General features: G+C 47.3%; 10 protein-coding genes. 7 read left to right on the top strand and 3 right to left on the bottom strand.

Annotated features, from left to right (window positions below; translation table 11 throughout):
* The first annotated feature begins 5 nt into the window (after positions 1-5).
* The 5 genes from Q7C_RS02540 to Q7C_RS13590 all read left to right on the top strand — a co-directional run bounded on the left by Q7C_RS02540 (position 6) and on the right by Q7C_RS13590 (position 7,835).
* A complete protein-coding gene (locus tag Q7C_RS02540) occupies positions 6-1,133 on the top strand; it encodes a TrbC family F-type conjugative pilus assembly protein (RefSeq protein ID WP_238532335.1) in 1,128 nt (375 codons plus the stop codon).
* Positions 1,117-2,145: a TraU family protein gene (locus Q7C_RS02535; protein ID WP_014703128.1), complete on the top strand. Its 1,029-nt coding sequence runs from the start codon at positions 1,117-1,119 to the stop codon at positions 2,143-2,145. Before Q7C_RS02540 ends, Q7C_RS02535 begins: the two co-directional genes overlap by 17 nt.
* Positions 2,146-2,147: 2 nt before the next feature.
* On the top strand, positions 2,148-5,840 hold the full coding sequence (gene traN / locus Q7C_RS02530; RefSeq protein WP_014703127.1) for a conjugal transfer protein TraN: 3,693 nt from the start codon (positions 2,148-2,150) through the stop codon (positions 5,838-5,840).
* A gap of 321 nt (positions 5,841-6,161) precedes the next feature.
* The gene (locus Q7C_RS02525; RefSeq protein ID WP_014703126.1) at positions 6,162-7,043 is read left to right on the top strand and encodes a radical SAM protein; all 882 of its coding nucleotides are present in this window, start codon (positions 6,162-6,164) and stop codon (positions 7,041-7,043) included.
* Between the two features lie 24 nt (positions 7,044-7,067).
* Positions 7,068-7,835 carry a hypothetical protein gene (locus Q7C_RS13590; RefSeq protein WP_151194712.1) on the top strand — a complete coding sequence of 256 codons (768 nt, stop codon included), beginning with the start codon at positions 7,068-7,070 and terminating at the stop codon, positions 7,833-7,835.
* Here Q7C_RS13590 and Q7C_RS02520 read toward each other — a convergent pair.
* The 3 genes from Q7C_RS02520 to Q7C_RS02510 form a co-directional block, all read right to left on the bottom strand.
* Entirely contained in the window at positions 7,765-10,818 is a 3,054-nt protein-coding gene (locus tag Q7C_RS02520) for a glycosyltransferase family A protein (protein ID WP_014703125.1), read from the bottom strand. The two genes, Q7C_RS13590 and Q7C_RS02520, sit on opposite strands and share 71 nt — an antisense overlap.
* Positions 10,811-11,632: a glycosyltransferase family 2 protein gene (locus Q7C_RS02515; RefSeq protein ID WP_014703124.1), complete on the bottom strand. Its 822-nt coding sequence runs from the start codon at positions 11,630-11,632 to the stop codon at positions 10,811-10,813. Before Q7C_RS02515 ends, Q7C_RS02520 begins: the two co-directional genes overlap by 8 nt.
* Before the next feature lie 327 nt (positions 11,633-11,959).
* Positions 11,960-12,562 (bottom strand): hypothetical protein, encoded by a 603-nt coding sequence (locus Q7C_RS02510; protein ID WP_014703123.1) that lies wholly within the window; start codon positions 12,560-12,562, stop codon positions 11,960-11,962.
* A gap of 367 nt (positions 12,563-12,929) precedes the next feature.
* Between Q7C_RS02510 and Q7C_RS02505 the strand changes: the two genes are divergently transcribed.
* The gene (locus tag Q7C_RS02505) at positions 12,930-13,256 is read left to right on the top strand and encodes a hypothetical protein (protein ID WP_007104995.1); all 327 of its coding nucleotides are present in this window, start codon (positions 12,930-12,932) and stop codon (positions 13,254-13,256) included.
* 15 nt (positions 13,257-13,271) lie between these two features.
* The gene (locus Q7C_RS02500; protein ID WP_014703122.1) at positions 13,272-13,661 is read left to right on the top strand and encodes a single-stranded DNA-binding protein; all 390 of its coding nucleotides are present in this window, start codon (positions 13,272-13,274) and stop codon (positions 13,659-13,661) included.
* Positions 13,662-13,718: the final 57 nt, after the last annotated feature.

Raw genomic sequence — 13,718 nt, 5'->3', positions numbered from 1 at the left:
GGTGGATGATGACAAGACTATGTCTCTTATTCTTGTTGGTTGCTCAATTGTCTTGGGTTCAAGTGTCCTGGGCACAAGAGCCTTTTCCGTTGTCTGACGAGGACAAAAAGATCGTCGAAATGAGCCGCAGCATTTTACAAAGTGCTGTGGATGGCTCATCTGAATTTATTGAGCCTTTTGCACCGGTTGAACAACCTGTGTCGCTCAAACACAGCGATGAATGGTTGATATTTGCGTCGTCCTCATTGGGTGATTCCTCACTGAAGCAGCTATTTAAAGAGGCCAGTGCTACCGGCGCTATTGTGTTGTTTCGGGGAATTCCTGAAGGAAAGACCTTGGGGGCGGCTATCCGTGATTGGCATACGCTGATGGTGGGACTTGATCCTGTTCCTCAGGTTCGAATCGATCCGAAAGCCTTTGTGCACTGGCGGGTGACTAGCGTGCCTGCCATTTTCCGCATAGAAGATGACAAGGTGACTGCAAGTGCACTAGGGGTTTACAGCAAGGACTGGTTGCAGCGTCAAATTGAAACAGGCAATACCGGTTCATTGGGTCAACGCGGTCCTATTCATTCCATTTTAGAACCGGATTTGATGCAAGTGGCGATGCAGCGTTTACAGTCGCTTGACCTGGGCGCGTTAAAGAAAAAAGCCATTGAGCGATTCTGGTCTCGCCAAACTTTCACTGACTTACCCAAAGCCACGCAGTATCGGATAAGAACGGTTGATCCAACCATCGTCATGCAGCGGCCACTATTGGATGCCAATGGCCGAACATTGATCCCAGCAGGAACGCGTATTAACCCGCTAAAAGCCTTGCCGTTTACTCAGCAGCTTGTGGTGTTTAATGCGTCGAACGCTGAAGAAGTGGACGCAGTTGCGCATTGGCTTGAGACGCAAGATAGGACACTGCGCCGCATTACGCTTATCACCACGCAGCTCGACCGTACTCAAGGTTGGAATAGCCTCAATGCGCTCGAAAAGACATTGGATAGTCCGGTTTACCTTCTCAATGCCTCGCTAAAGCAGCGCTTTGATTTGCAAGTCACCCCATCGTTTGTTCAAGCAAAGGGGCTCGCGTTTGAAATAGAAGAAATTCCAGCAAAGGAGCTTGTTCATGAAAAAGCTCAATAATACGTATCGTCTGATGCGGACTCTCGTTGTCATGCTTGTCCTGGGCGCATCTATTCCTGCAAAAGCCGAATTGACTTGCCCAGACGCGGGGTTATTGTCCGGCAAGTTGCTGACGGATGTTTGCTGGTCATGCATTTTTCCTATCCGGGTTGCCGGTCTTCCTCTTGGCTCTGGCAATGTCCCAAGCGGCGCATCAAACAAGTCGTTTTGCTTATGTGAAGACAACTTAGGTGTGCCAAGGCCAGGTATTGTTACCAGCATGTGGGAGCCAGCGCGTCTGATTGAACTGGTCAGAACGCCGGGTTGTTCGCCTTCCCTGGGAGGGGTTCGTTTACCGTTAGGTGATAGACGACTGCAAGGTGGTCATGGCGAGGGTGAATACGACACCGGTGATCTTGCTTTCTACCATTACCATTATTACGCCTTTCCGCTTTTGGTCATGCTCGATTTGTTCATGGATGGCAATTGCAATGCAGATGGTTACATGGACTTTGACTTGATGTATTTGTCCGAATTGGACCCAACATGGCTGAACGATGAACTGGCCTTTTTTACTCAGCCTGAAGCTGCTGCCGTTGCCAATCCATTGGCTATTTCGGCTTGTACCGCTGACGCTGCTTCATCAACGCTTGGTAAACCCATCGACCAGTTGTTTTGGTGTGCTGGCAGTTGGGGCCATCTCTACCCGTTATCTGGCCACACCTTAGCCTTTGGCTCATTAGCAGAAAACACCAGCCTTTTAGCGGCGCGTGCAATCGCGGCTCAACACAGGCGTGGTCTTGCAAGGCGAACAATGGGGAACAGTGCGCTATGTCGACCTGTTATCGAACCCATGCTACCGAAATCCCAATACAAGATGAGTATGTTCTTCCCTGTACCAGAAACTGAAAGTGCGCATGTCATCGGTGAAAGCACCATGAAATGGGGAGAGTGGCGAACAATCCCAGGTGCCGGAGAAGATGCTCTCTACATTTTGTGGCGCTGGCAAGACTGCTGTAACTCGGGAGGTTAACCATGAAACCAACACTTTTTACCCGAGTTTTAGCGGGTGTTTTATCAATCACTATGGCGTGCTTGCCCTTACATGGTGTGGCCGCTGATGTGCAGCGCCAATCCGGCTTAAGCGGACAACAAGAAGGTAAGCAATTGCTGCAAAACTGGGCGATGCCCGCACTCAATGGCAATACATTGTCGGTGCCGAATGGCAGTGGTAATGAGACGATTAACTTGCAAGAGCTTTTCCCTGGTATGGATCAGGGCTCATTGGATGTCTTAACGGGCGTTTATGGCTCTGATGCCAGTATGAATCAATTGGGGACGCAGCGCCAAGAGAGCATGGCATCCGAAAATGGCGCTACGGGTGAGGCGTTTCGCTCGCTCCAGCAAATCAAAGACAGGTCTCGGCCAGATATGGTCAATGATCCGCTTTGGGCATTAACCGATGCGGTTCAAACTGACCCAAATCTATTAACGCAAAGCTTCCCAGGCTGTGAGTCTCAAGGTGAAGGCAGCCCAAACTACCAGCAATGTGACAGGCTCAATACAGCGGTTAACAGCTGCACTATTACTCACGATTACACGGCAGGCATTATTGAGCATGTTTCAGGACCAATGAACCTTCGCTCTTGTGGTGAGGGATGTCTTGAAGTTTGGATTGGACGAATAGGCGACAACTACTGGAGTGGCCGTTGTAAAGTGTTTGAACAGGCCATCACACTCAAAGTCGTGAACCCCGATGCGATTACCTCAGCCGTTCTTGAGTACGCCAAATGGGATGACTACATGCAGGTGTGGCTTGGCGATCAGAAAGTCTGGTCTGGGCCGAACAATAACTTTCCACCAGAAACGGCAGGTCGCTGCGAGCTTAGTACCAGTTGGGAACGCAATCCTAATACTGACCTCACCGCCAAGCTAAAAGCGGTAGAGCCAGGTTTAGAAGTGCCAGTCAAAATTCGCGTATCGGTTACGGGTAGTGGTGAGGGTTATGCACGCATCAAGGTGCGCTTTGATCCAACCAAGGTGGTGATGAATGATAGTTGGTCGCCACAATCCTGTATTGAACAAGCAGCGGATATCCCGACGATGTTTTCAGACTACAGCATTCAATGCACGGATCAGACGTCTTCAACCAACGGATGTACGGTGGTCAATGGTGTTTCAGTTTGTGAATCCTATTTTGGCCCAAGCCCTGTGGCTGGCATATCGCCTTTGTGTCGGCGTGTACAAGTGAGTGTGGATGATGAAAGCTATAAGGGGATTGAAAATCAGGCCTGCCAAGTGCTTGAAGCGAATCCTTCCTGTGGATTCATGTCGTCAGAATGTGCCGAGACCAATGATAAAGGTGAATGCATTCGTTTTACCGATACCTATGACTGTGGATTGCAAACCAGCGATCCAAAGTGTGTGGTATCCAACCTTATACCAAGTAGTTTTGAGGCCTGTGAGCCTACTCAGACGATTACGCCATTTACTGAAACCAAGCATGTACCGGATTACCAAGTTTGCGAGAAGATCAGCACGCTTACTGAGTGTCAGTTAGAGCGACGTGTATCCGCTGAAACCCATCAACAAAGCTGGTTCATTGAGCGCGGTTGCTTTAGCTCTGAAACGCTCAGCTTTGTTCCACAGCACAGCAGTACCATGCAAACTGGATACGCGACGCTGAGGATTTTTGATAATCAAAATACTGAGATAAAAATCACCGAGTCGCCATCCAAGGTAAATGGTTGGAAAACGACACTCTCTCTGACGGGCAATGAGGAAACTGTGACTGAGACGAAACCGTCCATTAAGTACCCTGAAATGACCTGTCCAAAAGGAACCTTGGTTGGCTCATTCTGTAAAGTCGTCAATGGGTCTATTATTTCGTGGCATGAACCTCAGGAAGTCACTCGTTCCAGATGTGAGTCTGGCTGGAACAAAGTCGATTTCGATACTTGCAGCCGAGAAGTTCAGAAGTGTTTGGCTCCTGCGAAACTGAGCGCTTCCTTGACATTCTCCGGCAAGTTCTTAGAGCAAGACATTGTTCATCAATCAAGTGATCCGAGCATAGACCAATGCTTGATGCAAACGGATCAGTTTACTGCGGTGCAGTGGCAGTGTTTGGATACGGGCACAAAACGAATCGACGGGTTAACGGTTGGTAGTGGCGAGTTGGCCAATCTTGGGAGCCTTTATCCAGCGGTTGTTTCGTCTCCTGCTCATTTAACCAGTCGCGGCAGCTCTGATGGACTGGGACTCTCATGCTGGAGGGCAAGAGCAACCTACAATGCTTCGACTGCTCATCCAGAGTTCAACATGGGCAGCTCAGATAGCTGGGTAGATGCCAATGGTAATACACAAACCATCGTTAATAACGGACAAAACACGACCACCAATACGTGTGCCGCGCTAGAGCAAAACCCGGCCTGCCAGTATGTCAGAACCGAATGCACTGAAGGCGGGGCTGGTCATGAAGGCTTCTGCTATATCCAAAGTCTGGTGTATGACTGCGGACAAAGCGTTGAAGTGCAAAATGCACGAATGGAAACTCAATACAACTGTGAGGGGCCAGTTCGCTGTATGGGCACAGATTGTTTAGAGCCAGAGTCAATCAAGCAGGCTAACTTTGCAGAGGCCGCTGCGATGCTTAATGCGGCGCAGTTTATGACCAATGATATGTCATGCACGGGCGCTGATGGCCAAGACAACGTCGAGTGTACGGTCTTTAAAGGTAATGCTGGCCAGTGCAAAAAAGCCGTTGGCGGCATAGTGGATTGCTGTGAAAAGCCAAGTGGCGTGTCGTTATCGGATTACATCACAATGATTGTGGCGGTCAACAAGCTTGATACGGCAGTCATGGCCATGAATCCGTCTTCGGCAATCTATGGTTCCTGGAATACGCTCAGGGAGCCAATCACGAGCACTTGGAGTGCGGTCAAAGAGCCTTTTGTGTCTGCATGGGACTCTCTCATGGGGGCTGGGCCATCAACGGCTGCTGGCGCGGGAGCGGAGCAAGCTGCGACTGGCTTCATGCAGGTGTTGACCAACAAAACGGCTGAATGGGTAGGTACGACCTTTGGTTCGGGGGCGCAATCGGCACTGTTTAGCAACGTTGGTGGCGCGGTTGGAGCCGATGGTGTCGTTTCGGGCGGTAACTTTGCGCTGGGGGGCGCTGCGGGCGCGGTTCTGAGTACGGTTATGACGGCCTACATGATTTATTCAGTCACCATGATCCTCATTCAGCTTATCTGGAAATGTGAGCAGAGTGAGTTTGAAATGAACGCCAAGCGGGTATTGAAGAGTTGCCACTATATAGGCTCTTATTGCAAGTCTAAGTTCTTAGGAGCCTGTGTTGAGAAGCGGCAATCATATTGCTGCTTTACTTCGCCGCTTTCACGGATCATTCAGGAGCAAGTACGTCCGCAATTGGGCCTTGGCTGGGGCAGTGCGAAGTCTCCAAACTGTGAAGGTTTGACCGCGAGTCAGTTAAACCAGGTGGATTGGAGCCAAGTCAATCTGGATGAATGGATAGGTATCTTATCGATAACAGGCAACCTACCCGAAGTACCGTCACTGGATCTGGAACGACTCACAGGCTCAGGAAGTACGCTAAACGTGGATGGAAACCGTCAAAGTGCCGCAGACAGAACCATTGACCGGCTAAACGGAATGGATACCCAGAAACTGCGTCAGGAGGCGACGGAAGAAATTTCGGGTAATAATTGAGCATATCCTTCTAAAATAGCTGAGCCAATAATGTTTCATTTTGGTTACTTTAATGAGCATAATTTGCCTTAAGGTAACCAATTTGGCACTTTGTGATTGCACTTCAGCTAACGCGCTTTTGCCCCATTGTGAGCCAGCGATGCTTTACCTCAAAAATGACAGCATTGTAGTTTGACCTACTCAATCTAATCGGTGGCATGGAGTGCTTCACTAGCACCCTATAACACTACTTTTATGATCTTATTTTTCTAAATCGGTACACTATGCGTTCGAGTATCGAATTCCAACTTCAATTAGTAACGAGCCAAGGAAAAGCAACTAATGGCGTTAAGAAATAGCATGGAGCCCTTTATCTATTCACACGATTATCCCAAAAAATGGGTTCGCTTCGCTAAGTTTTGGTTTCAACTGAAGGCTCTGTGGCGATGGTTTCGCGTGCAGAAGCCTGTAACTAGGTTGATGGGGTACCAATATCAAGCGGCTGATGATCTGTTAGAAATAGATATCACATACCAATGTAATTTGAAGTGCAATAATTGCAATCGCTCATCCGCTCAAGCACCGGATAAAAAACACATAGGATTAGAGGAAATATCTCAGTTTGTCGAGGATAGCCTATGTCAGCATCGAAGTTGGAGGAAAATTCGTATTCTCGGTGGAGAACCAACGCTACACCCTGAGTTGAATGAAATCCTATCAGAGTTGCATCGCCTTAAAATAGCTCAGCCTGACTTATGCATTCAACTAGTGACAAATGGATATGGGCGCCGTGTGAATACGGTCATTTCTAAGCTTCCTGATTGGTTGTCTATCGAGAACTCAGCAAAAACAGACTCCATTCAGCCCGATTTTGGCCCATTTAATCTGGCGCCTGTTGATAGTTGGTACCACAAGTTTAGTGACTATTCTAACGGCTGCGATATTGCTCGCACTTGTGGATTGGGTCTTACACCTCAAGGGTATTATCCATGCGCTGTTGGTGGTGGTATTGATCGAGTGTTAAATCAAAAAAATGGACGGCAGCGTTTACCATCAGGTGATGACGAAATGCGTGATCTCATGAAGAGTGCTTGTGGATTGTGTGGTCGGTTCAGAGACGGGCACTATGTGCCACCGAAGCTCCGTCCAAAAATATTGGTACAGCAGACTTCAATGACCTGGAAGAAGATTTACCGAGATTGGAAGTCTGACAGGCACCAATAAGGCTATTTGAGCAGGGGTGAGTAATTGAGCATATGGCATATTGTTGGTAATGGTCCGGGGAAACTGATCATAGTTGATAACGAGAGAATCATCAGATTCAATCAACCAGCATCGTTCAAACCTGGTACCGATGTAACAATTACAAATAGTAAACAGGCAGGCCTTAAAAGAGGATTTCTTGTCCAAGGCGAAGTACCTGAGCAGTTCATTGAAAAACTGGACACTAACAGTAGAAAACTAGAAGAAGCGCTGGGATGTAAGCCTTCGCTAGGGCTACTAGCCATTCAGACGATGCTCGGATACCAGGTCGATGTACGTGTTAGCTGTATGGCTTTGCTACCTTCATTAGAAAGGACACCAGACCACTCTAACAAGAAAGCACTGCCAGCGGCCTATCACAATTGGTTGGGAGAGAGGCGTTTAGCCCTATCTTGGAAAGATAAGGTTGATTGGCCGGAATTGCTATTGCAGTCTCAACGCCCTAGCAAATCATGCGCAATGGCTAGTCAAGACTGTTTTCATCTCTTGCAACAACTACCAAGCTTATCTCGTAAAGAAGCAAGCTACTTGTGGGAAGATCTTTCAAAGGTTGGTTATCACACGTGGCTCGATCAAGCGAATTATGAGAATATACAGGCAATTGAGCCACTGTTCTATGCCTCAAGGGACAGTCAGTTTTCTCCAAATTGGTGGATGTATGACAACCAAGCGTCACTTTACGTCAATCGCCTTCAGAAGATACTGGCGTCTGTTCAGCAAACCTATCTTCTTTCGTTAACAGAGAAGGCTTAGAAAGTAGTTCACTTATCAACTTGTCTTCTTGCTGTCTATTGTCATGACTAGAGTTTTGGCGCAGGTGCCAGTATGCATAACCGGAGTCTAGGTAAACAGACTTCTTTGCCAGTTCAGCCATGGGTAACATGGTTACGTAGTCGGTGACGATATTAAACCAGTCCGAGTGGTCTGCGCGCTTGAAGTAATCTTCGGGAACTTGTTCAAAGAGCGCTTTGGTAAATACCCTGAGATGGCTCCATACATTGGCGCCACCAGCGAGCCTCGGGTGAGTGTAATCAGGACGATATAAGTTGAGTGGCTTATTCGGGCGAAACATCGGCATTTGAATGAGATCTGCGCCTTGCTGCTTGGCCGCAAGCAAAGCGTCTACAATACAGGTTTGCATTAAGCAGTCGTCTTGATCTAGCACTGCTACCAAGGTGTTGGGATCTTGGCAGATCTCATTGATGGCCAGCAGGAAGTTGGGCATTCTGCCTTGGTTTACGCAGTGCCTTATCAAGGTTGTTTTGCTCTGGAGCTCATCCAACAACATTGGATAGCACCAGTTATGCACTGCGCCACTAGCATCATCAATAAGGATCACGCCAAAGTTTTGATTAGTTTGGCTTCGCAATGAATCTAGGCATCGCTTGAGTAAGGTGTGCTCGGTAAGTTTGCCTTTTAGAAGAAACACAATCGGTTCATGCCGCTGTTGGTATTTCCAGTGTGTACCTGGCACCCAATCAAACTGCTCGTGTTGCTCTCTTGGCTCGACTCCCTGTGCAATCAAATCTCGTGCAACCGAAAGCTCCAGTAAATGTTTGTGCTCATTGCTAGGGTGAACATAGTAACTTTGAGGATCGCCACCTCGTAGCGCTCGTAAACCACGCTGTTTCATTGCGGCCTGTAGTGCCCGGTGCCAAGTTAAGGTGAGTCTATTTCCTGCTGGTGGATTATCTATCGGTAGCTGATCCTTTATTCTGCGCAGATCTAGCAGGCCAAATCGAACCTCTGGTGCAAATTCACCAGGGGAACCATGGTAAGGATTAAAGCAAGGACTGCTTTTGGGGATATTGAAACCAACAGCCAACACATCTTTTGGCTCACAGGCATAAATCATGTCGGCGATATAATCATGTTGCCAGTTCCGGCGACCAACCAGTACATCCAAGTCACATTGTAGTACGTAAGTGGTTTCCACTTGGTCAAATCCCCAAACTTGTGGGAAAAGAGGCGCATTTTTCGGAGTATGTGTTTCTGTACATCCTTTATGACCGAACCACTTTTCGTATGTCGCCATTATAATGCTTGGCTCTGAAGGGGCTATAAGTATCGTGTCAATCAGCCCTTGCTCTTTTAGGGTTTCAGCCTGCTCAATGACTGACGCTAGATTTGCCTTTGCATATTGGCGCAGAAACTCCCCTTGATACGGGTCTATGAGTAGTATGACTTTAGCAAAAGTCACTGGGTAGCTAAGCTGCGTAACGATATGCGCTACTTGCTCAGTGAATACCTTGGCATCTTGTCCACAGGCCTTGATCATTAGGGTCACAGCTTTGCTTTTGAAAGATGCTTTAGGGAGAGGGGGACTACTAAGCTCGATACATTGTGGATGAAGTTGAACTATTAGCTTGTTGTAGAATTGCTCAAACCCCGGAAGGGCTTTTAATGCATCATCCTGTCGGCGCCAACTCTTTCTACGGACCAGTTCCTCATCACTGTTGCCCAATATGCCAATCGAGTACAGACGTGCACACATGTCACGAAAGTATGACGAGGTTAGTGGCCTTATGTCTTTGCCAACATCAATGTACTGAAGCTCGCCCTTGGGAGTGATGATAAGATTATCTCGTTTGATGTTAAGCGTGCTTATACCTGCTTGATATAGCTTTGTTAGATAGTTAACAATCACTTGTTCATCGATTTTATATCCGGGCGGCGTACTGCTCTCGTAGGCAGTATTGTATTGCCATAACCCGTCACACTTCCTCCATGTTAACTTTGGGATAGGAACATCTTTATCAGCAAGTAAAGACCTCAGATCTTGCACTTCGATGTCGGTGATCGCCCAGGGATAGAACTCTTTATAAACTTGGTTGTGTTGTAGCCAGACAGCCCCTTCCATACCAATTCCGAGTATATATCGGTTGGTTGAAAGTAGTGTGCTCCAAGTTCTTGCGACATACGCCAATCGGTTTCTCTGATCTCGCCAAGCCAGATTGGATTTGTTTTGCTTGGTATCGTCACCATCAAGCGAATAAATGGCATAGATAGGGTAAGGACAGACCGCTACGTCATTGGGGTGCAACATCAAAAGTCTGGTCACTAACCAGTGATCTTCCGCACTTCGGATATTGGGGTACCTAATGCCCAGCTGAGTTCTCAACAGTAAATTACATGAAGGGAGCTCTCGTTGTTGCTTACCGGAGGCAAAATATTCGATAAAGCCAGCAAGATTGAAATGATCTGTTAGCTCTTGGGCGTTTGCAATATTGTCGCTGGGTAGAATTCGTCCATCTTTTCGTAACTTATTGCTGCCGATTGCCGCTTTTTTCTGTGTACCGCAAACAGAACGCCAGAGCCCTTCGAGGCTATTTGTTGCGAATAATTCATCATCGGCATCGAGTCGAGCAATCCATTGTAGTTTGGGTTGCGTGTCTGCCCAATCGAGCAAAAGGTTACGAGCTCTTGCGGGATAGCCACATTCTGCCTTTAAAAGCGTTACTGCTGGGTGGTGGAGTAACGCTTCTATTTCCGAAGACCAAGCGGCATCAGAGCTATCATCTAGTACAAGGATGCGTGCTATACACTGCTGCACTAGACTTTGTTGTAGGCAGCTTTTTAGTGCATTACATAAAGCTTGTGCTTTGTTTTTGTGAGCAATTGCTATCACCACCTCGGCATTTTTAAATTCAACAGCAGAGGAGTGAACTAGCGTTACATTTCGGTCGCAAAGAATCTCACTATATTGGCTTGGAGCTCTGGTACTGTAGCTAGTCATTGATGCTCTCCAATCGTTTTTGTTCATTTAAGATCTCTTCCTTGGTAAGAGTAAAAAGCTCAAAAGCTCGCTGAAAATAAAGGTCCATTGTGCCAGTAGACATCTTGTTTCCGTGTAATCGCAAAAATTGAGCACATCCTTGTAGCTTTTGCTTCGATCCCGGTGCTGAAAGTGCATCTGGTGACTGGTTACACATCCAATTAACTGTCGCTAGATGGGTATAACGGATCGTCGCTAAACCGGACTCTAAGACCCGAATGGCAAAATCTTTGTCGTTGCTACTCACTAGGCCATCAGTAAACCCACCTACCTTGAAAGCCAACTCGGTCTTGATGAAGGTGTTTGAACCTTGCCATCCCGGATTGCCAATTAGAAAGTCATCAACAGTCAGTTCGTTGGGTATGTTAGTTGCCACTGTTCTTTGATCAAAGTTGACGTTGATACCGGACAGTACGACATCCGCTTTGTTCGCATCGCTGTGGCGCAAGCAAGTTTGTAGGTGCTCAGGCTGCCAAGTGTCATCATCATCGATAATCGCAATGTAGCTACTAGGGAAATGCTTGGAGATATAGCTGATGCCAGTATTCCAACTACCAGCAGCACCTGGTGAAAATGCATTGGTTAATGTATGTAAGGGGATACCTTGCAGCCTTTTACGCAGACGTTCTATTTCACTTTGGTATAACTCACGGCTATCGGATACAAGCACGACAGAAGTTGGTAGGTGTGTCTGACTCTGGATTGATGGTAGAGCAAACTCTGTGAGTAGGTTCACTCTAGGGGTGGTGGCAATTAATACAATGATATTGTTCATTAATGAGTCATTGATGGTTAATAGGCTTTATTAATATAAGCAACTTGATGGCTATATGATGCAACTCATTGGGATTAATGGGTATTTAAGCCTGTTTTGTACTTAATTGTTAAGCAATTAAGTGGTTAGGAAAGCTCGGTCGATTCATACGGGCGTTACCCTTACTTTTCCTAATGCTTACTAGCCTAAATAGAGCGACCAGTCTAAGAAGCTTTTGTCCATAAGTGTGATGAGGAGCATAAAACACGAAGCCATTGTTTCAAAGCCCACAACACCAAATTTTGAGGAGCCCCTTCGAGAGGGGCTGGTTGATGGGAGCCTAGTTGGCTAGTTGGCGGGGTTATCTGTTTCCTCTTCAGTGATATCGTCATCGGTAGAAGGCACCGCTTGCTCAACTTCAGCTTCTTTACCCTTAGCTTGGGCTGATTTTCGTGCTCGAATTTCGATATCAATAATGCGTCGTGCAAGTTTGATAATGCGCTGTTGCCATGCGTAGTTGCCATCAACACGTTGCTTGTTGCTAAGCACGCTAGACAACCAGAGAGTGTCCATTGAGATCATCAACGAATCGAGTTTGCGCACTAAGCCGACAAACTGGCCAACCTGAGGCGAGCTGATTTTAGCGTTGAAGGTAATCGGGTCGGTGTAGCCAGGTACTTCATCGATGCCGTTGGACTCCATCAATTTGTCCAAACGAGATTGTTCGTTGACTACCGCCTTAGCGCAATCCTCGATCAACTGGCTAATGATCTGTTCCACTTCATCAATTTCGTTCTCATCGCCAATGATGCGCAGGATGACATCGATTCCGTAAAGCGCACTGACCGTCCGTCTAAAAACACGGTCAACGACACGTTGCGCCTGTAAGCTATTAATTGTGAATGATTGTTCAAAGATGGGTTTTGAGTAATTGGGTTTTGCTTGGGCCATAAGTTTGCTCCTGATATGACAATAATCAGTCCCTAGCCTAATCCTCTGTGAGGTAATGGCCTTTCAGCTAGGTGGAAGAATTGAGCATCTTTCTAACTATCCTGTCCGGATAAGACGGTTACACTGACTATCAAATATTGCTGATCTGTTTCAGTGATATCTGCGCCTGAGAGCATGAGCTCAAAGGAAGCCCGCCGCTGAGTTTTCTCAGTGGTACTAAGAGGTAGCTAGCCTCCTTAAACAAATAGCCTGCATGTTTTTACATGCGCAACCATGCGTTCCTTGCGGTTCGCCTTTTCACCACCCAACTGGGGGAGTTTTCCCCAGTTGGGGGTGACTCCTTCACAACCTAATTAAGGAGTCACCAATGGAATATATCTTCGGATTTATTATCCAAGTCGCAGGCATTATGTTGCTTGCAAAACTGAGCTGGTCGCTTTTGCGATTGGTTGCTCGTCAAAGCGTGCGCCCGTTTCGATTTGTACTTACTCAAATCAAGCGATTGCTCACACCAACACCAAAACGTCGTCCAATGGCAGTGCCTAAAGCTCCTGGTATGCCCCGTTTGACATCTGCGTTTTACAAAGAGCCACATCAGTACGACATGGCTTTACTCGAAATACCAACCTATCTGCGTCGTCAGTCTTCTTTGCCCAGCCGGGTAGAAGCGACTGTGTGCACAGAGTTCAACTAAGACGAGGAGAACATCATGAAAAACCAAGTAACACTCATAGGCTACGTTGGCGCTGAGCCAGAGACGCGAGCCTATCCATCAGGTGATTTGGTGACCAGCATTTCGCTGGCCACTTCTGAGAAATGGCGCGACCGTCAATCCAATGAGCTCAAAGAGCATACGGAATGGCATCGGGTTGTTTTTCGAGATCGTGGTGGATTTAAGTTAGGGCTAAGAGCAAAAGATTTGATCCAAAAAGGAGCGAAGCTTTTTGTTCAAGGGCCTCAGCGCACGCGATCATGGGAGAAAGATGGCACTAAGCATCGATTGACCGAAGTGGACGCGGACGAGTTTCTGCTTCTTGATAGTGTGAACAGAGCATCTGAGCCATCACCGGCGGATGATGCAGGCTCCCAAACTAATTGAGCACAAACTTATCCTGAACCAGATTTTTAACCGAGCGAAAACGCTTTAACCCAGCCG

It is taken from the genome of Methylophaga frappieri (assembly GCF_000260965.1).
Taxonomy (GTDB): Bacteria; Pseudomonadota; Gammaproteobacteria; order Nitrosococcales; family Methylophagaceae; genus Methylophaga; species Methylophaga frappieri.
The sequence above is the reverse complement of the archived record's forward strand: the minus strand, read 5'-3'. Positions and strand labels throughout refer to the sequence as shown.

Excerpts from the sequence above, each read along its gene's own strand:
- Q7C_RS02540 (WP_238532335.1), top strand. The coding sequence starts at position 6 with ATGATGACAAGACTATGTCTCTTATTCTTGTTGGTTGCTCAATTGTCT.
- Q7C_RS02535 (WP_014703128.1), top strand. The coding sequence starts at position 1,117 with ATGAAAAAGCTCAATAATACGTATCGTCTGATGCGGACTCTCGTTGTC.
- traN (WP_014703127.1), top strand. The coding sequence starts at position 2,148 with ATGAAACCAACACTTTTTACCCGAGTTTTAGCGGGTGTTTTATCAATC.
- Q7C_RS02525 (WP_014703126.1), top strand. The coding sequence starts at position 6,162 with ATGGCGTTAAGAAATAGCATGGAGCCCTTTATCTATTCACACGATTAT.
- Q7C_RS02520 (WP_014703125.1), bottom strand. The coding sequence starts at position 10,818 with ATGACTAGCTACAGTACCAGAGCTCCAAGCCAATATAGTGAGATTCTT.
- Q7C_RS02515 (WP_014703124.1), bottom strand. The coding sequence starts at position 11,632 with ATGAACAATATCATTGTATTAATTGCCACCACCCCTAGAGTGAACCTA.
- Q7C_RS02510 (WP_014703123.1), bottom strand. The coding sequence starts at position 12,562 with ATGGCCCAAGCAAAACCCAATTACTCAAAACCCATCTTTGAACAATCA.
- Q7C_RS02505 (WP_007104995.1), top strand. The coding sequence starts at position 12,930 with ATGGAATATATCTTCGGATTTATTATCCAAGTCGCAGGCATTATGTTG.
- Q7C_RS02500 (WP_014703122.1), top strand. The coding sequence starts at position 13,272 with ATGAAAAACCAAGTAACACTCATAGGCTACGTTGGCGCTGAGCCAGAG.